Origin of the sequence: Streptomyces galbus (assembly GCF_005280195.1) — a bacterium.
GTDB classification, from domain to species: domain Bacteria; phylum Actinomycetota; class Actinomycetes; order Streptomycetales; family Streptomycetaceae; genus Streptomyces; species Streptomyces galbus.
In genome coordinates this window covers 131,399-151,377 of sequence record NZ_SZPR01000020.1, presented here as the reverse complement: position 1 = coordinate 151,377, position 19,979 = coordinate 131,399, and the positions used below count along the sequence as shown (strand labels likewise).

Annotated in this window: 19 protein-coding genes, 1 pseudogene and 1 riboswitch; of the genes and pseudogenes, 12 read left to right on the top strand and 8 right to left on the bottom strand. The window is 72.5% G+C overall.

What is annotated here, in order from left to right; translation table 11 throughout:
* Together E4U92_RS26325 and E4U92_RS26320 are read left to right on the top strand one after the other, a co-directional pair.
* Positions 1-305: pseudogene (locus E4U92_RS26325) on the top strand (2-oxoacid:acceptor oxidoreductase subunit alpha); the annotation flags it as partial.
* Positions 298-1,377, top strand: coding sequence for a 2-oxoacid:ferredoxin oxidoreductase subunit beta (locus E4U92_RS26320; RefSeq protein WP_137302951.1), 1,080 nt, complete (start codon positions 298-300; stop codon positions 1,375-1,377). The pseudogene E4U92_RS26325 and the gene E4U92_RS26320, both read left to right, overlap by 8 nt.
* Positions 1,378-1,438: 61 nt before the next feature.
* Here E4U92_RS26320 and E4U92_RS26315 read toward each other — a convergent pair whose 3' ends face one another.
* Positions 1,439-1,849, bottom strand: coding sequence for a winged helix-turn-helix transcriptional regulator (locus E4U92_RS26315; RefSeq protein ID WP_137302950.1), 411 nt, complete (start codon positions 1,847-1,849; stop codon positions 1,439-1,441).
* 92 nt (positions 1,850-1,941) lie between these two features.
* Here E4U92_RS26315 and E4U92_RS26310 point away from each other — a divergent pair, with 92 nt between their 5' ends.
* Complete coding sequence (locus E4U92_RS26310) at positions 1,942-2,796, top strand: NAD(P)H-binding protein (protein WP_137302949.1); 855 nt, start codon at positions 1,942-1,944, stop codon at positions 2,794-2,796.
* A gap of 148 nt (positions 2,797-2,944) precedes the next feature.
* Positions 2,945-3,961: an EamA family transporter RarD gene (rarD, locus tag E4U92_RS26305; protein WP_137302948.1), complete on the top strand. Its 1,017-nt coding sequence runs from the start codon at positions 2,945-2,947 to the stop codon at positions 3,959-3,961.
* Between the two features lie 89 nt (positions 3,962-4,050).
* Here rarD and E4U92_RS26300 read toward each other — a convergent pair whose 3' ends face one another.
* A complete protein-coding gene (locus tag E4U92_RS26300) occupies positions 4,051-4,668 on the bottom strand; it encodes a CGNR zinc finger domain-containing protein (RefSeq protein ID WP_174864026.1) in 618 nt (205 codons plus the stop codon).
* Positions 4,669-4,713: 45 nt separating this feature from the next.
* On the opposite strand from E4U92_RS26300, the gene E4U92_RS26295 reads away from it, so the two are divergent.
* Both E4U92_RS26295 and E4U92_RS26290 read left to right on the top strand, forming a co-directional pair.
* The gene (locus E4U92_RS26295) at positions 4,714-5,157 is read left to right on the top strand and encodes a VOC family protein (protein ID WP_174864024.1); all 444 of its coding nucleotides are present in this window, start codon (positions 4,714-4,716) and stop codon (positions 5,155-5,157) included.
* Between the two features lie 215 nt (positions 5,158-5,372).
* Positions 5,373-6,320, top strand: coding sequence for a M28 family metallopeptidase (locus E4U92_RS26290; protein WP_137302946.1), 948 nt, complete (start codon positions 5,373-5,375; stop codon positions 6,318-6,320).
* Between the two features lie 102 nt (positions 6,321-6,422).
* Here the strand turns inward: E4U92_RS26290 and E4U92_RS26285 are convergent, their stop codons facing one another.
* Positions 6,423-7,766, bottom strand: coding sequence for a tetratricopeptide repeat protein (locus E4U92_RS26285; protein WP_137302945.1), 1,344 nt, complete (start codon positions 7,764-7,766; stop codon positions 6,423-6,425).
* Positions 7,767-7,985: 219 nt separating this feature from the next.
* Between E4U92_RS26285 and E4U92_RS26280 the strand changes: the two genes are divergently transcribed.
* Positions 7,986-8,507 (top strand): DUF6668 family protein, encoded by a 522-nt coding sequence (locus tag E4U92_RS26280; RefSeq protein ID WP_137302944.1) that lies wholly within the window; start codon positions 7,986-7,988, stop codon positions 8,505-8,507.
* Between the two features lie 361 nt (positions 8,508-8,868).
* Entirely contained in the window at positions 8,869-9,447 is a 579-nt protein-coding gene (locus E4U92_RS26275) for a flavodoxin family protein (RefSeq protein ID WP_137302943.1), read from the top strand.
* Positions 9,448-9,460: 13 nt separating this feature from the next.
* On the opposite strand, the gene E4U92_RS26270 is transcribed toward E4U92_RS26275, so the two are convergent.
* The 4 genes from E4U92_RS26270 to E4U92_RS26255 form a co-directional block, all read right to left on the bottom strand.
* The gene (locus E4U92_RS26270; RefSeq protein WP_137302942.1) at positions 9,461-10,348 is read right to left on the bottom strand and encodes an ABC transporter permease; all 888 of its coding nucleotides are present in this window, start codon (positions 10,346-10,348) and stop codon (positions 9,461-9,463) included.
* A complete protein-coding gene (locus E4U92_RS26265; RefSeq protein WP_137302941.1) occupies positions 10,335-11,306 on the bottom strand; it encodes an ABC transporter ATP-binding protein in 972 nt (323 codons plus the stop codon). The genes E4U92_RS26270 and E4U92_RS26265 overlap by 14 nt, the downstream gene beginning before the upstream one ends.
* 126 nt (positions 11,307-11,432) lie before the next feature.
* A complete protein-coding gene (locus E4U92_RS26260; RefSeq protein ID WP_137302940.1) occupies positions 11,433-12,662 on the bottom strand; it encodes a LolA family protein in 1,230 nt (409 codons plus the stop codon).
* Between the two features lie 424 nt (positions 12,663-13,086).
* A complete protein-coding gene (locus E4U92_RS26255; RefSeq protein WP_137302939.1) occupies positions 13,087-14,097 on the bottom strand; it encodes a polyprenyl synthetase family protein in 1,011 nt (336 codons plus the stop codon).
* Between the two features lie 469 nt (positions 14,098-14,566).
* Positions 14,567-14,787, top strand: a riboswitch (cyclic di-AMP (ydaO/yuaA leader).
* Between the two features lie 3 nt (positions 14,788-14,790).
* Here E4U92_RS26255 and E4U92_RS26250 point away from each other — a divergent pair.
* Complete coding sequence (locus tag E4U92_RS26250) at positions 14,791-15,276, top strand: transglycosylase SLT domain-containing protein (RefSeq protein ID WP_137302938.1); 486 nt, start codon at positions 14,791-14,793, stop codon at positions 15,274-15,276.
* A gap of 83 nt (positions 15,277-15,359) precedes the next feature.
* Here the strand turns inward: E4U92_RS26250 and E4U92_RS26245 are convergent, their stop codons facing one another.
* Complete coding sequence (locus E4U92_RS26245; RefSeq protein WP_137302937.1) at positions 15,360-16,184, bottom strand: HAD family hydrolase; 825 nt, start codon at positions 16,182-16,184, stop codon at positions 15,360-15,362.
* A 313-nt stretch (positions 16,185-16,497) separates the two neighbouring features.
* On the opposite strand from E4U92_RS26245, the gene fahA reads away from it, so the two are divergent.
* The 3 genes from fahA to E4U92_RS26230 all read left to right on the top strand — a co-directional run bounded on the left by fahA (position 16,498) and on the right by E4U92_RS26230 (position 19,852).
* The gene (gene fahA / locus E4U92_RS26240) at positions 16,498-17,709 is read left to right on the top strand and encodes a fumarylacetoacetase (RefSeq protein ID WP_137302936.1); all 1,212 of its coding nucleotides are present in this window, start codon (positions 16,498-16,500) and stop codon (positions 17,707-17,709) included.
* A 158-nt stretch (positions 17,710-17,867) separates the two neighbouring features.
* Positions 17,868-18,806 (top strand): M56 family metallopeptidase, encoded by a 939-nt coding sequence (locus E4U92_RS26235; RefSeq protein WP_137302935.1) that lies wholly within the window; start codon positions 17,868-17,870, stop codon positions 18,804-18,806.
* A 257-nt stretch (positions 18,807-19,063) separates the two neighbouring features.
* Positions 19,064-19,852 (top strand): GntR family transcriptional regulator, encoded by a 789-nt coding sequence (locus tag E4U92_RS26230; protein WP_137302934.1) that lies wholly within the window; start codon positions 19,064-19,066, stop codon positions 19,850-19,852.
* Positions 19,853-19,979: the final 127 nt, after the last annotated feature.

The following is a 19,979-nucleotide window of genomic DNA, read 5'->3' as shown; positions in this document are numbered from 1 at the left end:
GCACCCTGGTCCTGGGCTGGGGATCGACGTACGGGCCCATCACCGCCGCCGTACGCCGGCTGCGCACGGCCGGGGAATCCATCGCGCAGGCCCACCTGCGCCACCTCAACCCCTTCCCGCACAACCTCGGGGAAGTGCTCCAGCGGTACGACAAGGTCGTGGTCCCCGAGATGAACCTCGGCCAGCTCGCGACCCTGATCCGGGCGAAGTACCTGGTCGACGCGCACTCGTACAACCAGGTCAACGGCATGCCGTTCAAGGCGGAACAGCTCGCCGCGGCGTTGAAGGAGGCCATCGATGGCTGAGACGACCACGGAAGGCACGGGCACGATCGAGGCGCTTTCACTGGTGCCGAAGGCGGAGGCCCGGCAGTCGATGAAGGACTTCAAGTCCGACCAGGAAGTGCGCTGGTGCCCGGGCTGCGGCGACTACGCGATCCTCGCCGCCGTGCAGGGCTTCATGCCCGAACTGGGCCTGGCCCGCGAGAACATCGTCTTCGTCTCCGGCATCGGCTGCTCCTCCCGCTTCCCGTACTACATGAACACCTACGGGATGCACTCCATCCACGGCCGCGCCCCCGCCATCGCCACCGGCCTGGCCGCCTCCCGCCGCGACCTGTCGGTGTGGGTCGTCACCGGTGACGGCGACGCGCTGTCCATCGGCGGCAACCACCTCATCCACGCCCTGCGCCGCAACGTCAACCTCAAGATCCTGCTGTTCAACAACCGCATCTACGGCCTGACCAAGGGCCAGTACTCGCCCACCTCCGAGGTCGGCAAGATCACCAAGTCGACGCCGATGGGGTCGCTGGACGCGCCCTTCAACCCGGTCTCCCTCGCCCTCGGCGCCGAGGCGTCCTTCGTCGCCCGCACCGTCGACTCCGACCGCAAACACCTCACCGAGACCCTGCGCCAGGCCGCCGCCCATCCCGGCACCGCGCTCATCGAGATCTACCAGAACTGCAACATCTTCAACGACGGCGCCTTCGACGCCCTCAAGGACAAACAGACCGCCGAGGAAGCCGTCATCCGCCTGGAGCACGGCAAGCCGATCCGCTTCGGCGGCGACCTGTCCAGGGGAGTCGTCCGGGACGCCCGGACGGGTGACCTGAGGGTGGTGGCGGTGACGCCGGAGAACGAGGACCAGGTCCTGGTGCACGACGCGCACGCCGCGTCCCCCACGACCGCGTTCGCGCTGTCCCGGCTGGCCGACCCGGACACGCTGCACCACACCCCGATCGGCGTGTTCCGCTCGGTGGACCGGCCCGTCTACGACGCGTCGATGGCCGACCAGCTCGACACCGCGATCGAGCAGCAGGGCAAGGGCGACCTGGCCGCGCTGCTGGCGGGCGGCGACACCTGGACCGTCGTCGGCTGAGGCAGCGGAGTCGACCGGGTAGGCCCGGTCCCCCGAGCCGGCCCACGGGGTCGGCGGTGTGTCACGAGGCCCGGGACCTGAGCGCCCGGGCCTCGTCGTATGCCCGGCGGGCCTGCTCCACCTGCCCCAAGCGGTCCTGGGTCCACTGGGTGAGCGCGCGCACCTGCTCCGCCGCCTCCCGGCCGAGGTCGGTCAGCGAGTAGTCGACGCGGGGCGGGATGACCGGGTGGGCGTCGCGGTGGACGATGCCGTCCCGCTCCAGGGTCTGGAGGGTCTGGGTGAGCATCTTCTCGCTGACGTCCCTGCCGTACCGGCCGACCGCGCGGCGCAGCTCGCTGAACCGGTAGGGGCGCTCCAACAGCTCGACGAGGACGAGGACGCCCCAGCGGCTGGTGACGTGCTCCAGCACGAGGCGGTGGGGGCACATGCGCTCGGCGTCGGACGTGGGGACGACCTGGTTGCTCACTGCCATGCCAGTACCTTACTTCAAGGTGGGTACTTTCGTTGAGTTAGCGCCCGCCGTAGGGTTAGTACATCAGGCACCCCCACAAGGAGTTGTGAACCATGAGCATCGTCGTCACCGGAGCCACCGGACACCTCGGCCGCCACGTCGTGGAGCAGTTGCTGGAGAAGGTCCCGGCCGGGCAGATCACCGCCGTCGTGCGCGACGAGGCGAAGGCCGCCGACCTCGCGGCGCGCGGGGTGCGCCTGGCCGTGGCCGACTACAACCGGCCCGAGACCTTCGACGGTGTCTTCTCCGCCCGCGACAAGGTCCTGCTGATCTCGGGCAACGAGTTCGACAAGGGCCGCCCGCAGCAGCACCGGGTCGTCATCGACGCGGCCAAGGCCGCCGGCGCCGCGCTCCTCGCCTACACCAGCGCCCCCGGCACCCTGACCGCCGCGCTCGCCGACGACCACCGGGTGACCGAGGAGACGCTGCTGGCCTCCGGCCTGCCGTACGTGCTGCTGCGCAACGGCTGGTACCACGAGAACTACACGGAGAACCTCGCGCCCGTCCTGGAGCACCACGCCGTCGTCGCGGCCGCCGGCGAGGGCCGGGTGTCCTCCGCCGCGCGCGCCGACTACGCGGCGGCCGCGGTCGCCGTGCTGACCGGCGAGGGCCACGAGAACACGACGTACGAGCTGGGCGGCGACACCGCGTGGAGCTTCGCCGAGTACGCGGCCGAGCTGAGCACGCAGACCGGCCAGGAGATCGTCTACAACGCCGTGTCCCCCGAGGCGCTCACCGGCATCCTGACCGGCGCCGGGCTGCCCGCCCCGCTGGCCGCGGTGTTCGCGGGCGTCGACGCCTCGATCGAGAAGGGTGAGCTGGTCGTTCCCGGCGGCGACCTGTCCCGGCTGATCGGCCGCCCGACGACGCCGCTGTCCGAGGCGATCGCGGCGGCGCTGAAGGGCTGAGCCGCGCAGTCGATCACGGCCGGGCGGCTCCCACCCCCGTCGGTCATGACCGTATGGCGATACGGGCATGACAGACGGGGGTCCGCGGCGTTACCTTCGACCACGCGTGCGTGCGTTCCATGCGTGCGTGGAGCGAGGAGGAGTGGCCGTGGCCGGAAAGTCCAGGAGCGAGCAGCGCATAGGTCTGCTGAACGGCTTCGCGGCCTACGGCATGTGGGGGCTGGTCCCGCTGTTCTGGCCGCTCCTCAAGCCCGCCGGCGCGGTGGAGATCCTGGCCCACCGCATGGTGTGGTCGCTGGCCTTCGTCGCCGTCGCCCTCCTGTTCATCCGGCGCTGGGCGTGGGCGGGTGAGCTGCTGCGGCAACCGCGCAGGCTCGCCCTCCTCACGGTGGCCGCCGCGGTGATCACCGTGAACTGGGGCGTCTACATCTGGGCGGTCAACGCCGGGCACGTCGTCGAGGCGTCCCTCGGGTACTTCATCAACCCCCTGGTCACCATCGCGATGGGCGTGCTGATCCTCAAGGAGCGGCTGCGGCCCGTGCAGTGGGCCGCGGTCGGTGTCACCGTCGTCGCCGTGGCCGTCCTGACCGTCGGCTACGGCCGGCCGCCGTGGATCTCCCTGTGCCTGGCCTTCTCGTTCGCCACGTACGGGCTGGTGAAGAAGAAGGTCAACCTCGGCGGGGTGGAGTCGCTCGCCGCCGAGACGGCGATCCAGTTCCTCCCCGCGATGGCCTACCTGACGTGGCTGAGCGCGCGGGGCGAGTCCACGTTCGCCTCCGAGGGCGCGGGCCACTCCGCCCTGCTGGCCGCGACCGGCGTGGTCACGGCGATCCCGCTCGTCTGCTTCGGCGCGGCGGCGATCCGCGTGCCGCTGTCGACGCTGGGACTGCTGCAGTACCTGGCACCGGTCTTCCAGTTCCTGCTGGGCATCGCGTACTTCCACGAGGAGATGCCGGTCGAGCGCTGGGCGGGCTTCGCCCTGGTGTGGCTGGCGCTGTCGATGCTCACCTGGGACGCGCTGCGGACGGCACGGCGGGCGCGGCGGTGGGAGCCGCTGAGCGAACCGAGCGGGCCGCGGGGCGAGCCGAGCGGGTCGCAGGTCAGCCCGGCCGTGCCGGCTGCCACGACCTCCTCGGCCGCCACGACTGCGGCGACCGACGCCTGACTCCGGACGGGCCCGCCGAGTGGCGGCCGCGGCGTGGGGCCGCCGGGTGGGCCCGCCGGGTGGGCGCGCCGGGTGGGCGGCGAGTCCCGCTAGGCGGTCCTGCCGCGGGCCCGGTGCGCCCGTACCTTCGCCCGGTTCCCGCAGTGCTCCATCGCGCACCAGCGCCTGCGGCCCGGGCGTGAGGTGTCGACGAACAGCAGGTAGCAGTCGTGGGCGCCGCACTCGCGGACGCGGTCGGCGTACGGACCGGTGAACAGGTCGATCGCGTCGCGCGCGACGGTCGACAGCAGGCCGGTCCCGGTGGCGCCGGGCGTCCACGCGCGCGTGCCGTCGGCGGCGAGACGGGTCACCAGGGGAGGCGCCTCGGCGGCCGCGTTGATCACCTCGATGTGCCCCGCGTCGAGCGGCCGGCCGTGGGCACGGTCCGCCGTCAGCAGGAACAGGGCGTCGCGGACGGCACGGGCGCGCTGCAACTCGGCCCCGGAGACGGTGAGATCCAGCCCGTCGGGAAGACGGCTGCGGGCGGCCCACGCCACCAGGTCGGCAGGCTCGTGCAGCACCTCGTGGCGTGCGAACGCACCCGGCCCGCCGGTCGTCAGCAGCTCCAGGCAGAGGGCGCCCGGGTCGAAGCGGTAGGGCTTGCCGTCGTACGACACCAGGGTCAGACCGGGCGGCCGTTCCGGCGGTTCCGTTGCGCGCTCACTCACGTAACCAATATAAGTGGTTACATAACGCAGACCACTCGCGCACCCGTGCACTTCAAGCTCGTCGTCGACTGCTCCGACCCGCACGCCCAGGCCGACTTCTGGGCCGCCGCGCTGCACTACGAGACCGAGGACAACAGCGCGCTCATCGAGCGGCTGCTCGCGATGGGCGCGCTGCCCGGCGAGGCCACCGTGGAGTTCCACGGCCGCGCCGCCTTCCGCGACCTGGTCGCCGTACGCCACCCCGACGACCCCGTCGACGCGGACAGCGGCACCGGGCTGGGACGCCGGCTGCTCTTCCAGCGGGTGCCGGAGGCCAAGACCACGAAGAACCGGCTGCACCTCGACCTGCACGTGGGCGGCGAGCGCCGCGCCGGGGAGGTCGAGCGGCTGACCGCGCTCGGCGCGCGCGTGGAGCGGGAGGTGAAGGAGCCGTCGGGCCAGTGGGTGGTGATGACGGACCCGGAGGGCAACGAGTTCTGCGTGCAGTGAGCCAGGGGGGACAGGGGTCGGATGAGCCAGAGGGCCAGGTGGGCCGGAGGGCTCTTCGATAGATGAACTCCGTGTCCGAATGACGCTCTTGACGCAAAGTCAGTCCCGGCTTCACCATCCAGGCACCCCATTCACTGTGGGTTCCTGTGGGCTCCCCCGCGCCTCAAATGGCGGCCGTCCCAGGGGAACCCCGCTGGAAGCCGGAGTCCCCCACCATGAAGCTCTCCGTTTCCGGGCGGGCGGCGGCCGCTGCCGTCGTCACCGCCACCACCCTCCTCGCCACCGGATCCCTGGCCGGCGCGGCGCCCGCCACCCCCGCGGTCGCCGCCGCGCCCGACATCCCCGTGGCCAACGTCAAGGCGCACCTGTCCCAGCTCCAGTCCATAGCGACCGCCAACGGCGGCAACCGGGCGCACGGCCGCACCGGTTACCGGGCCTCGCTCGACTACGTGAAGGCCAAGCTGGACGCCGCCGGGTTCGCCACGACCATCCAGCAGTTCACGTCGTCCAGCCGCACCGGCTACAACCTGATAGCCGACTGGCCCGGCGGTGACACCACGCGGGTCGTCATGGCCGGCTCCCACCTCGACAGCGTCACCGCCGGTCCCGGCATCAACGACAACGGCTCCGGCTCGGCCGCCGTCCTGGAGACCGCGCTGGCCGTGTCGCGCGCCGGTCTGCAGCCCACCCGGCACCTGCGGTTCGCCTGGTGGGGCGCGGAGGAACTGGGGATGGTCGGCTCCCGCTACTACGTCAACAACCTGTCGTCGACCAACCGCTCACGGATCAGCGCCTACCTGAACTTCGACATGATCGGCTCGCCCAACCCCGGCTACTTCGTCTACGACGACGACCCCACCATCGAGCAGACCTTCAAGACGTACTTCTCGGGCCTCGGCGTCCCCACCGAGATCGAGACCGAGGGCGACGGCCGCTCCGACCACGCCCCGTTCAAGAACGTGGGGATACCCGTGGGCGGCCTGTTCAGCGGCGCCGACTACGTCAAGACGTCGGCGCAGGCGGCCAAGTGGGGCGGCACCGCCGGTCAGCCCTTCGACCGCTGCTACCACTCCTCGTGCGACACGATCGCCAACCTCAACGACACCGCCCTGGACCGCAACGCGGACGCGCTGGCGTACGCGGTGTGGACGTTGTCCTCGTAGCAGGCTCGGGGCGCCAGCCTCGCAGCCGGGTGGGGGCGTCGTCCTCCTGACGGCGCCGGGACGAGAGGCCGGCCGGGGCGTTGTCCTAGGTCGTGTCCGGTCTCACGCTCCGGCGGTGCGGGCCCGCTGGGCCAGGCGCAGCATGCGGGCGCGGGCCGACTCGAGCTGGTCGGCGTCCTCGGCGGCCGGGCCGTCCTCGGCCGCCAGCTCCGTCCACACGCCGATCAGTTCCGTGCCCAGGTTCAGGCCCTGGAGGGGGTCGCGCACGGCACGCCAGGCCGCGGCGGCGCTCTGCACGTTGCCGTACGCGGCCTCGGCGTCGCCCGCGCGGCGGTGGATGCCGGCCAGTTCCAGGGAGACGTGGAAGGCGCGGAGCGCGTCACCGGCCAAGTAGGCGATGTAGGCGGTGAGTTCGCGGAGCCCCAGCACCTCCGGGTGGGTGGGGCCCAGCGTGCCCGACGCCTCGGCCACGGTCCGCTCCGCGAGCTGTGCCGCCGCGTCTATGCGGCCCGCCCTGACCGCGTCGTTGATCCGCGCCATCGGCTCGGCGAGCACCGCGGGCGTCCCGTCGGCCCCGGTGGCCGTCCGGGGGTCCTCCCCCAGTACCGCTTCGGCGACCGCGTCGAAGCCGCGCGCGGGCGTGTGCTTCGGCTCGGGGTCGGCCTCGGCCATCGCGGGGCCCAGCTCCGACCCGAGGTCACGGGTGGCGCGGGACACCGGGGCGGCGGGGGCGGGGGGCTGCGTGGAGGTCGAGGGCGACGGGGGCGCGGGCGTCCGGTGCTCCGGAGGCGCGGCCGTCGGGTGATCGGAGGGCGCGTCCATCGCGGGGGGCGGGCCGAAGACGCCCGTCGGCGGGGCGACCGTACCGGGTGCGGGGGCCGCGTCCTGCGGCTCGGACACCGTGCGCAGCCGGAACGTCGGCGCGGCGTCCCGCACCGGCTCGGACACGGACCGCAGGAGGTGCGTGGGCTTGTCGCGCGTCGGCTCGGCGGGCGGGGACGGCTCGGCGGGCGCGGAGTGCTCGGGCGCGGGACCGGCCGCCGACGGTGAATCCGGCGCGGGTGCCGCTGCGGGTGCCCGCGTGGGCGCGGGCGCTGCTTCCTCCAGCGGCGCCATCCGCACCGGCTCCCCGGTGAAGTGACTGGACCCGTCGGTGTCGACCCGGAGCGGGACGACGTAGCCGATGCGCGTGTCGTGGACGGTGGCGAGCACCGGGTGGCCGGTGGCGAGGGCGATGCGGTGCAGGTGGCGCAGGACGGCCTGCTGGGCCTCCTCGCCGTCGGCCGCGGTGACCGGCACCCCGCCGATCGTCGCGCCGGCCCCGCCCGGCCCCGTACCGGGGACACGGACGTCGAGCGGCACCACGCCGGCCGTCGGACCCCCGGCGGCGAGCTTCTGGCCCCGCTTCTTCTCGCGGTTCGTCTTCTCGCGGCTCAGTCGAGACATCGGTTCCCTCACACTCGGATGCGTGGGGAAGCCGTAGGGCTCCGCTCCCCAGCGTCACGATCCGGTCCTGCACGTACTGTTGAAGTGTCACCGCTCGCCCCCGGTGCACACGTCACCACGCTGTCACAGCATCGTTCCAGGAACCCAGCGCGGCCTGGACGCCGCACCGGACACCGGGGGCCGCGGCGGTTGACGGCCGACGAGGAGGGGGTACGGCAGATGCGGACGACGGACGCGCGCGGCGGACCGGAGATATGGCTGCGCGGCCCGGTCGCCCCACCGGAGCCGGGTGCGTACGAACCCGCCCCGCACGCGCGCGTTCCGCACCGTTTCTCCTGGCTGGCCGCGCACGGCGGCGCCGGCGCCACCACGCTGGCCCGGGTCTACGGCGGTCACGACTGCGGCTGTGACTGGCCGGCCCCCGGAGACCCGGCGTCCGTCCTCCTCGTCGCCCGCACGCACGCGTACGGCATCGAGGCGGCCCTGCGCACCCTGGAGGTCTTCCGGCGCGGTCAGGCGCCGCGCGGGCTCGCCCTCGACGCGGTGGTACTGGTAGCGGACGCGCCGGGCCGGCTGCCGCGCCCGCTGGCCCAGGGCGTACGGCTGCTGGAGTCCGTCGTGGCCGTCCACCGCGTCCCATGGGTGCACGCGTGGCGCCTCGGCGACCTCACCGGCCCTCCGCCCCGCGAGACGGAGCCCCTCACCCGCCTCACCGGCGCACACGCCGGCTGGAGCGGATGACTCGGGGCGGCAGCCCGGGGATTCGTCGCCCGGTACCAGCCGGGCCGTCGTCCGGTACCGGCCGGGCCGTCGTCCGGTACCGGCCGGGCCGTCGTCCGGTACCGGCCGGGCTGTCACCCGCTACCGGCGGATCCGTCGGCCACGGCAACACTCACGCCCACTTCCTCGCCACCGCCGTCCGCGTGGGATGACCCGCGACCCTCGCAGAAGGGTGCGCCCTGAGCCTGGACGATCCCGCCGATGCCTGGCCCCGGCCCTGCGGGCCGACCTTCGCTGCGGGCTGTGCATGACCGAACATTTATATTCGCGCGCATAAGATGCGTACTCATACAATGAATCGATCGATCTCAGGGAGGACCCCGTGACCCGACGTTTCCTGTTCGTGCTGGGCAGCAGTCGCCCGGACGGCAACACCGAACTGCTCGCGCGGACCGCCGCCGAGCAACTGCCCGCCGGGACCGAGCAGGAGTGGTTCAGCCTGGCCGAGCAGCCGCTGCCCGACTTCGTGGACTTTCGGCACGACGCCGAGATCCCCCGCCCGGAGGGCCCCGCGGCGCACCTCCTCGACGCGACGCTCGCCGCGACGGACCTCGTGATCGTCTCGCCGCTGTACTGGTACTCGGTGTCCGCCCAGACCAAGCGCTACCTCGACCACTGGGCGGGCTGGCTGCGCCTGCCCGGCGTCGACTTCAAGGCGCGCATGGCAGGACGGACGTTGTGGGGCGTCACCGCGCTGGCGCACGAGGAGTTCGAGGTCGCCGATCCGCTGGTCGGCACCCTGCGCCACTCGGCCGCCTACCTCGGCATGCGGTTCGGCGGGGTGCTGCTCGGCAACGGCAGCAAGCCCGGTGACGTCCGCACGGACACCGAGGCGCTGACCCGGGCGAAGACTTTCTTCGCGCAGGACGCCCCCTTCGCGCGCTTCCCGTACGAGCGCTGAGCGGAGCCCGGGCTCAGGTCGTGATGTCCTTCGCCGTGAAGCGCGCCCAGGCCGCCGAGCCGAACACGGCCACGTAGAGGGCCTGCAGGCCCAGGTTCTTCTGCAGGTCGTCCCAGTAGACGGGCTCGCGCATCAGGTCGGCGAAGGACAGCCAGTAGTGCGGGAAGAGGTAGGGCTGGATCGCGTGCAACTGCGGTATCTGGTCGACGATCTGCACGGTCGTCAACAGGCCCACGGTCGTCGCCATCGCCGCGATACCGCTGGTGGTGAGCGTGGAGACGAACAGCCCGAGCGCCGCGACCCCAAGCAGCGACGCGGCGACGACCAGGGCGATCAGCAGGGCGCGCGCCAGCCCCTCGCCGAAGGTGATGCGGGTTCCCGAGATGGTGGTGAGGTCGCCGAGCGGGAACAGCAGCGCGCCCACCGCCAGGGCGGACACGGCCACCACGAGCGTGGCCAGCAGGCAGAAGGCGACCGTGGTGACGTACTTGGCGAGCAGCAGGCGCGTACGGCCCGCCGGGGCGACCAGCAGGTAGCGCAGGGTTCCCGCGCTCGCCTCGCCCGCGATCGCGTCGCCGGCGACGACCCCGACGGCCATCGGCAGGAAGAACGGCAGCGTCGCGGCCAGCGCGGTGAACACCAGGAACAGCCCGTTGTTGGTGACCTGCGCCATGAACGCCGGCCCCGCTCCCCCGTCCCCACCGCCGGAGCCCCCGCCCGAGCCGCCGTCCGACTCGACCTTGACGGCGATCCCGACCAGGACCGGCACGGCGGCCAGCACCGCGAGCAGCGCCAGCGTCCTCCAGCGCCGCAGGGTGACGGTGAACTCACCGGCGAAGAGCCCGAGGCTCCAGGACCGGCGGACCCGCACGCCCACGCCTGCGATGTCAGCCCGCGACATCGAACCCCTCCCCCGTCAGCGCCACGAACGCGTCCTCCAGCGAGGCCCCGCGCACACCGAAGCCGCGCACCCGGACGCCCGCGGCGACCAACGCGGCGTTCAGTTCGGCCGGTTCCCGTTCCGGCGGCTCGCCGGTGACGCGGTCGTCCCGCTCCTCCACGACGACGTCGCCGACCCCCTGTTCCTTCAGCACGCGCGCGGCCTCCGCCGTGTCGGGGGTGGTGACCACCAGCCGGCCGCGCGCCCGGGCCGCCAGCTCGGCCACGGCGCCCTGCACCAGCAGCCGTCCGCGCGCCATCACCGCGGCGTGCGTGCAGACCTGCTCGATCTCGTCGAGGAGGTGGGAGGACAGGAACACGGTGGTGCCGTCGGACGCCAGTTCACGCACCAGTGCCCTGATCTCCCGCATGCCCTGGGGGTCGAGGCCGTTGGTGGGCTCGTCCAGGACGAGCAGCCGACGCGGCTGGAGCAGTGCCGCGGCGAGCCCGAGCCGCTGCTTCATGCCGAGCGAGTACGCGCGTGCCTTCTTGCCCGCGGCCGCCGACAGCCCCACCCGCTCCAGCGCGGCCCCGACGCGGGAACGCCGGGTGCGCGGGTCGGCGGTGGGGTCGGCGGCGTCGTAGCGCAGCAGGTTGTCCCGGCCGGACAGGTGCCCGTACAGCGCCGGCCCCTCGATGAGGGCACCGACCTGCGGCAGTACGGTCCGCACGGCCCGGGGCATGGGCTGCCCGAGCACGTGCGCCGTGCCGGAGGTCGGCTCGATCAGCCCCATCAGCATGCGGATGGTGGTGGTCTTGCCGGAGCCGTTGGGGCCGAGGAAACCGAAAACGCTGCCCTCGGGGACGGTCAGGTCCAGGCCGTCCACGGCGAGATGCCCACCGCGGAACCGCTTGGTGAGGGCACGGGTGCGGATGACGGCGCCCTCGGCGGGGCCGCTGTCCTCCGCTTCCGTACCCATCGCCTTCCGTGCCCCCGTACTCCGTGCTCCGTGCTCCTCGCGCTGCCGTACGCCCCGCGCTCCACGCTCACGCGCGGGGGGAGCACCGCCCGCCTTGCGCTCCCTGATCGCGGCCGGTCGGCCGGGCTACTTCTTCGCCGCCGTGTCGGCGGCCTTCACCAGGGCGTCCTTGGTGACCGCGCCGGCGTAGACCTTGCCGTCGTCGGTGATGAGGGCGTTGACCAGGCGCGTCTTGAAGACGGTCCCGGAGCCGAACGTGCCGGTCACCTTGTCGCCGAACGAGCCGAGGAAATCACCGAACGCGCCCGCGTCGCCGCCGGAGGACGCGGACGGCAGCCCGCTGCCGGAGCCGGTGTCGAAGGCGGCGATGGAGCCCCATCCGTCACCGAGGACGTTCAGCCCGTCGAGACCGCCGAGTCCCGCGGCACCGGGAAGAGCGGCGCCGCCCTTCTCCTTGCCCGCGACGGAGTGGTCGGCGTCGTCGCCCTCGGTGACCTTCGCGCCCTTGGGCGGGGTGAAGTCGAAGGTCGAGGCGGCCGGCTTGGCGAAGTGGACCTGGGTGAAACCGGCGTCCACGACGGCGGCGCCGCCGCTCTTCGGGGTGAGGGTGAACTTCAGCGGCAGACCTGTCTTCGCGTCCACGGCGATGCTGATGGCACCGACGGTGGAGGCGGAGTCCTTCGGCTTGACGACCAGCTTGTAGGCGTCTCGTCCGGCGACGTGCACGGTGCCGTCCACGGTGACCGACGTGGTGCCGTCCACGGCCTTGAGGGCCTGGTCGGCGAACTCCTTGGGGGTGGGCGCCTGCTCGGCCCCGCCCTTGCCGTGCTCCTTGCCGTGGGCGTCGGCGCCCTGGGGGGCGGTGGAGTGGTACACCTCGTTGGAGGCGCTGTCGTAGCCCCACACGTCCGTGCCGTCGTGGATGACGCTGTACTCGGCGGCGTCCTCCAGCAGGGAGACCTTCTGCCGGTCGGGGCCGTCGGCCGCGATGCGCAGGGTGTGCGTGCCCGAGGCGAGTTCGGTGAGCCGCGCGGAGGGGTCGGCCGAGGAGCCGTCCTTCGAGCCGCCGGCGCCACCGCCGGCGGACGCGAGGCTGCCTGCCAGTCCCCCGAGGTCCGGCAGGCCGAGGTCGGTGGTGATCTTCACGGTGCCGGAAAGCTGTTCGACGTCCGAGGCGGCGATCTTCTCGATCAGCTGCTGGGCCGTGATCTTCGGCAGATCGGGGTCGCCGGAGTCGGCGAGCGCCGGGACCAGCCCGATGGTCGCCGCCGCCACGCCCACCACGGTCGCGGGGACGACGTACCGCACAGCCTTGCGCCGGCCACTGGTGGTGTCGTCGGATGCGTACGGTGCCATGTGTGCCTACCTCCGTAGTCGGCGGCAACTGCCGCCATTCTCACCCGAATCGGTGAGCAGTGGTGAAGTCCGTGTCATCCATCTGACCAAATCCCCCCGCGTTAGGCGTCAACCCGCGGAGCCAACTCCGCGTACGCCTCGGGTATGACGTGAGGGTGGAGGGGGCCCTTAGGGGTAGGCAGGGCAGGTCGCAGCACCGGGCCGCCGGCGCCGAGGTCCTCGGATCGGGGATCAGACGGACGCGTAGGCCGAGGATCAGATCGGACGGGCGCTGAGGCCGAGGGCCGGGCACCTGACTCACGCCGGGGCCGGGCCCGACGCCAGGACCCGGCCGGCATCGCGGACCGGGGTCCCGTGCGGGTGCGGACCCCCGCCGGGAAGCCGGGCGGCGAGGCCCCGGGGACGGACGACGAACCGGGGCGCCTCAGCCCGCCCGGTGCACCACCAGGTCGCACAGCTCCACCAGCGCCCGCTTCGCGTCGCACTCCGCCAGCGGGGCCAGCGCCGCGCGCGCCTCCTCGGCGTAGCGCACGGTGTCCCGTCGCGCCTGCTCCAGCGCGGGGTGCGCCCGCAGCGCCGCCAGGGCCTCGGCGTGCCGTGCGTCGTCACTCAGGTCGGAGTCCAGCAGCTCGCACAGGGCGATGTCCTCGGGGTGACCCAGCCGGGCCGCCCGCTCGCGCAGGCGCAGCACGGGGAGCGTGGGGATGCCCTCGCGCAGGTCCGTGCCCGGCGTCTTGCCCGACTCGTGCGAGTCCGAGGCGATGTCCAGCACGTCGTCCGCGAGCTGGAAGGCGACGCCGAGCCGCTCGCCGTACTGGGTGAGGACGTCCACGACCGTCTCGTCGGCACCGGACATCATCGCGCCGAACCGGCACGAGACCGCGACCAGCGAGCCGGTCTTGCCGCCGAGGACGTCGAGGTAGTGCTCCACGGGGTCCCGGCCGTCGGTCGGCCCGGCGGTCTCCAGGATCTGCCCGGTCACGAGCCGTTCGAACGCGAGCGCCTGCACCCGCACCGCCTCGGGCCCGAGGTCGGCGAGGATCTGCGAGGCCCGCGCGAAGAGGAAGTCGCCGGTGAGCACGGCCACCGAGTTGCCCCAGCGGGTGTTCGCGCTGTCCACCCCGCGCCGCACCTGGGCCTCGTCCATGACGTCGTCGTGGTAGAGCGTGGCCAGGTGGGTCAGCTCGACGACGACGGCCGACGGCACGACCCCGGGCGCGTAGGGGTCGCCGAACTGTGCCGCGAGCATCACGAGCAGCGGCCGGAACCGCTTCCCGCCCGCCCGCACGAGGTGCTGCGCGGCCTGCGTGATGAAGGGGACCTCGCTCTTGGTGGCCTCGAGCAACCCTTCCTCGACAGCCGTCAATCCGGCCTGGACATCGGCTTCCAGAGCCTGGTCCCGCACGCTCAGCCCGAACGGCCCGACGACGGTCACGAGGGATCTCCTGTCTGCTGGTGTCTGCTGGCGCTCACGCGGTTTGTCGATAGGTCGCTGCCATCACTCAAGTCAGCGTATCCGGTCACCTTTCGATCACCGAGAGGCCCCAGGGCTGCCGGATGGGCGGAAACAGACATTCATTCACTTACCGGAAAATAGCAATTTCGATCAGCGGCCACATTCATTAGCCGCCATTGACTCTATTGCCCGATTTGCCAGCCTTGTGAATGGTGGTGAGTTGGCTCACTTCCGTCACTCGGATCCCTTCCGCCCGACGCCCCGTCTACTTCCTTTTGGCCTGGGCGAGTTAGCGCTTGGCGACTGCAAAGGATCAAGCACACCAAAAGCCTCAAACAAAGATCAATAGGCCCGAGCCGTGAATCCGCTACTTGTTCCGGACATGTGCTCTCGCATACGTTCCCGGCCGTCGGGCGGACGCCGAATCCTGCCGCCGCCCGATCCCACCCATCGACGATCACTCACGCACGGCAGGAGCGGGGGACCCAGGTAGAACGCCGACGCAAACGTCGTACGAAGTACGCAGTACGCAGTACCCAGTACTCGGTACCAGTACGACATTCCGCGCCGGCTCGGGGTGAAGCCGCGTCGCCGTACCCACGGCGGCCGGCCGGGCACCTCCCAGCCCGAACCCGACAGCTCACCTCGCAGGCGACGGAGAGGAACTTCCCCATGTCCGCAAACGCTCAGCCCCGCCGTGCCCGCATGAGCCGCCTCAAGCGCACCCTCGTCCTCGCCGGCACCGGCGCGGCCGTGCTCGCCGTCCCGCTGGTCGGCGCGACCAGCGCCTCCGCGGCCACGACCGCCACCACCGCCTCGACCACGGTCGCGGGCTACCCGAACAACCTCGACGGCTGGATCCGCGAGTCCCTCGCGATCATGGCCCAGAAGGGCATCCCGGGCAGCTACGACGGCATCTACCGCAACGTCATGCGGGAGTCCTCCGGCAACCCGAACGCCATCAACCTCTGGGACTCCAACGCCGTCGCGGGCACCCCGTCCAAGGGTCTGCTCCAGGTGATCGACCCGACGTTCGCCGCCTACCACGTCGAGGGCACCTCCTGGGACCCGTACGACCCGGTGGCCAACATCACCGCCGCCTGCAACTACGCGGCCGACCGCTACGGCTCGATCGACAACGTGTTCGGCGCCTACTGAGCCACCGAGCGGTTAGCCCTGCTGGAGGGCGGCGGCCCTGCTGGAGGGCGGCGGCCCTGCTGGTGGGCGTGCCGGCCAGGGAACTAGAGGAACAGACGTTCGAGGACGACGGCCACGCCGTCGTCCTCGTTCGACGTCGTCACCTCGTCGGCCACCGCCTTCAGCTCCGGGTGGGCGTTGGCCATCGCGATCCCGTACGCGGCCCAGTCGAACATCGGCACGTCGTTGGGCATGTCCCCGAAGGCGACCGTGTCGGCCGGGCCGACGCCGAGGTGCTCGGCGGCCAGCGCCAGCCCCGTCGCCTTGGTGACCCCGCACGGCTGGAGCTCCACCGTGCCCGGCCCCGACATGGTGACCGTGGCCAGCGAGCCCACCACCGAGCGGGCCGTAGCCGCGAGCTCGTCGTCAGAGAGGTCGGGGTGGCGCAGCAGCACCTTGCTGATCGGCGCGCACCACAGGTCGTCGCGCCGCTCGACCCGCAGGGCCGGCAGGGTCGGGTGGGGCATCCGGTAGCCCGGCTCGATCAGCGTCAGCCCGTCGACGCCGTCCTGGTCGACGGCGGCGTACACCTGGCCCACCTCGGCCTCGATCTTGCCCAGCGCGGTCTCCGCCAGCTCCCGGTCGAGGGTGACCGACCACAGCAGGCGGTCGGCGCCGGCGTCGTACACCTGCGCGCCCTGTCCGCACACCGCGAGCCCCCTGCCGCGCAGGTGCTCCAGCAGCGGCCGCACCCGGGGCGCCGGCCGGCCGGTCACCACCAGGTGGCGGGCGCCGGCGTCGGTGACGCGTGCCAGCGCGAGGAGCGACCGGTCGGAGAAGGTGTCGTCGCCGCGGAGCAGCGTTCCGTCCAGGTCGGTGGCGACGAGCGCGTACGCGAAGCGCCGGGCAGAGGTGAGGGGTGCGGCCATGATCAGAGAATACGGACATCGCGTCTCGCCGACTCATTTCCCGTTGACGGGAGTTGGGGCCTGTCTGTCAGCTTTCACTCCCGCCTGACACTGACCGGAAACGACCTCCCGCGTCTCGTATTCCGCCCGTTGCGGTACATCGAGGCGTATGCGGTGCTTCGCCCCGACGGACCGGCAACCGCGCTGCCCGCATCTCACCAGTGCCGCCCCGTGCCACGCGTGCGAGGTCAGCCGTAACGTGTGGCCCGGCTCCCGCCGACGGCGGGGCACCCGCGAGCACGACATGGCGAACACGAAAGCGAGGCAGCACCCAATGCCCCCGTTCGACCTTCCCGAGGGCGACCCCTTCGGCCCGCACAACCTCCCGTACGGCGTCTTCTCCCGCCCCGGCACCCCGGAGCGCACCGTCGGCGTGCGGCTCGGTGACCACGTCCTCGACGCGGGCGCCGCGGCCCGGGCCCTCGGCTCGCCCCACGCGTCCCTGCTCACCGCGCCGACCCTCAACCCCCTGCTGGCGGCCGGCCGCCCGACGTGGTCGCAGGTGCGCGCCGCACTGCGCGCGTGGGTCACCGACCCGGCCCACCGGCCGGTGGTCGAACCCCTGCTGCACCCCTTGTCCTCGGTGACCCTGCACCTGCCGTTCGAGGTCGCGGACTACGTCGACTTCTACGCCTCCGAGCACCATGCCCGCAACGTCGGCCAGATCTTCCGCCCCGACGCGGCCGACTCCCTCACGCCGAACTGGAAGCACCTGCCGATCGGCTACCACGGCCGGTCCGGCACGGTCGTGGTCTCCGGCACCGACGTCGTGCGCCCCGCGGGGCAGCGCAAGGGACCGGCCGACCCGGCCCCGGTGTTCGGCCCGTCGGTCCGTCTCGACATCGAGGCGGAGGTCGGCTTCGTCGTCGGCACGCCCTCGGCGATGGGCAGCCCGGTCGGCCTGGACGGGTTCCGCGACCACGTCTTCGGCCTGTGCCTGCTGAACGACTGGTCGGCCCGCGACATCCAGGCCTGGGAATACGTCCCCCTCGGACCGTTCCTCGGCAAGTCGTTCGCCACGTCGGTGTCGGCCTGGATCACCCCGCTGGAGGCACTCGACCACGCGCGCGTGGCCCCGCCTCAGCGCACGCACCCCCTGCTGCCCTACCTGGACGACTCGGCGCAGGAACCCGCCGGCTACGACCTGCGCATCTCCGTCGCGATCAACGGCCATGTGGTCTCCGAACCCCCCTTCTCCACCATGTACTGGACCGCGGCCCAGCAGCTCGCCCACATGACGGTCAACGGTGCCTCCCTGCGCACCGGCGACCTGTACGGATCGGGCACCGTGAGCGGCCCGACCGAACGCGAGCGCGGCTCCCTGCTGGAGCTGACCTGGAACGGCCGCGACCCGCTGGAACTGCCCGACGGCAAGCGGACGTTCCTGGAGGACGGCGACGTGGTGACGCTGTCGGCGTGGGCCTCCGGCCCCGACGGCCTGCGGGTGTCCCTCGGCGAGGTGACCGGGCGCATCGTCGCGGGCTGACGGACGAGCCGGACGGCGTCATACTGGCGGTCGTACAGGCGGCGGGCACGGCTTCCGTGCACGGCTCGCCGCCCCCGCACCGCCAGAGCCGTGTCCCGCCTCTCAGCACCACGCACCGTCCACAGCAGCTCGTCCCGACCGGATCCGGAGCCCGTGGCATGACCGTCTGCCTGCTCCTGCTGAGCGCCGTCGCCCTCATGGCCGCCTGGCCGGTCCCCCGCGCCCTCACGCGCGTGTGCTGGCCTGAACGGGAACCGGTCGTCGCCCTGTGGGTCTGGCAGTGCCTGGTCGCCACGGTGCTGCTGTGCTGCCTGACGGCCCTGACCCTGGGCGCCGCCGCCGTCTTCCACACGGTTCGCACCCAGGTCTTCGCCCCCGCCCCGCCCGGCGTGGCCGAGGCGTACGACCTCACCACCGCCCCGCTCTGGGCCGCCACCCTCACCCTGCTCCTGGCCTGCGGGGCCGCCTGGACCACCGCGATGCTCGCCCGCGAACTCGTCGAGGCCCGCCGACGGCGCGGCCGGGCCCGGGCCCACCTGCGCGAGCGGGCCCCCGACCTGCCCGGCGGTCTGCCGTCCGGTCGGGGCCCCCTGCTGGTCCTGGAGGACGAGTACCCGGACGCCTGGTGGCTGCCCGGCAGCCCGCCCCAACTGATCGTCACGACCGGCGCGCTCCACCGGCTCACCTCCCACCAGCTCGATGCCGTCCTCACCCACGAACGCGGCCACGCGCGTGCCCACCACGACTGGCTGCTGCACCTGTCGACCGCGCTGGCGACGGGCTTCCCGCGCGTCCCGCTCTTCGCCCACTTCTGCGACCAGACCCACCGCCTGGTCGAACTCGCCGCCGACGACACCGCCTCCCGCCGCTGCGGCCACCTGACCACCGCCCTCGCCCTGATCGAGCTGAACCAGCACCGGGGCGTCCTGTCCTGCGCCAACAGCCACCGCCTCCTGGGCGAGCGCGTCGACCGGCTGCTGGAACCCCCGCCACGGCTCGGCCGCCGCCACCGCGCCCTGACGACGACCGTCGCCTCCCTGGTCCCCCTCCTCCCGCTCCTGATCACCTTCGCACCGGGACTGACAGCGCTGGCCTGAGCCGAGCCGTGCCGCCTTCGCGGTCTGAGGCCGGGGGGCGGGCCCCCGTGTCTGGGCCCGGCTGATGCAGTCGGCCGCGCCTCGCGAGGAGCAGCGCGGGCCCGCCGGTGCAGGCATGACGCAGGTCCCCGTCGGCGGTGGCAGATCTTGCCGTGAACGGATCGAAACCGCAGCTCAGCGCGCCTTTCGACTCGACGTCAGGTGGCGCAACACTTCCGCAACACCCCTTTTCCTAGCGCGTCGGTATGGTTCCAGCCATGCCACCCACCGACCGCATCCGGGACCACGCCGGCCAGGGCGCGACCACCGTCGCCGCCCACCGCGCGCGGCGCCGGCTGCGCGCGGACCGGGCACGCCAGCTCGCCGACCTGCTCCGCCGCCAACTGCTCACCGACGGCTTCGCATCCGGCACGCTCCCCCATGAATCGGTGCTCGCCACCGACTACGGCAGCTCCCGCAACACCGTCCGCGAAGCTCTCGACCTGCTGCGCTCCGAGGGCCTCGTCGACCGCCTGCCCGGCGTCGGCACGGTCGTCGTGGCCCGGAAGTACTCCCATGGGCTGGACCGGCTGATGGGTCTGGCCGAGACCCTCCACGAACACGGCCGCGTCACCAACGAGGTCCGCACCGTGGGCCCGGTGTCGGCACCGGCCCCCGTGGCCGACCGGCTTCACGTGCCGCCAGGCGCCGACGTCCTCTACGTCGAGCGCCTGCGCCGCCTGAACGGCCTCCCCCTCTCTCTGGACCTCACCTACATCCCCCTCGACATCGGCACCGCCCTGCTCGGCGCCGACCTCGAGAACACCGACGTCTTCCGCCTCCTGGAGTCGATCACCGGCCGCCCCCTCGGTCACGCGGAGATCACGCTGGAGGCCGTGAACGCCGACGCCCACTCCGCCGCCGTCCTGGAGGCACCGCGAGGCGCCGCCGTGCTGATGCTGGAACGTCTGACGCACCTAGCCGACGGCCGACCCGTCGACCTGGAGTTCATCCGCTTCCGCGGCGACCGCATCTCGATGAGCGGCCTGCTGCACCGCACCGCCTGATCCTGACCGTTTCCATCCGCCCGTCCCTGTCCGTCAGTTCTTCTCGGCGCGCTCTCGGCGCCTGCACTCCTTCATCGTTCGGCGGGACCTCAACGGTTCACGACCGGGCGGACCTTTTCGGGGAATC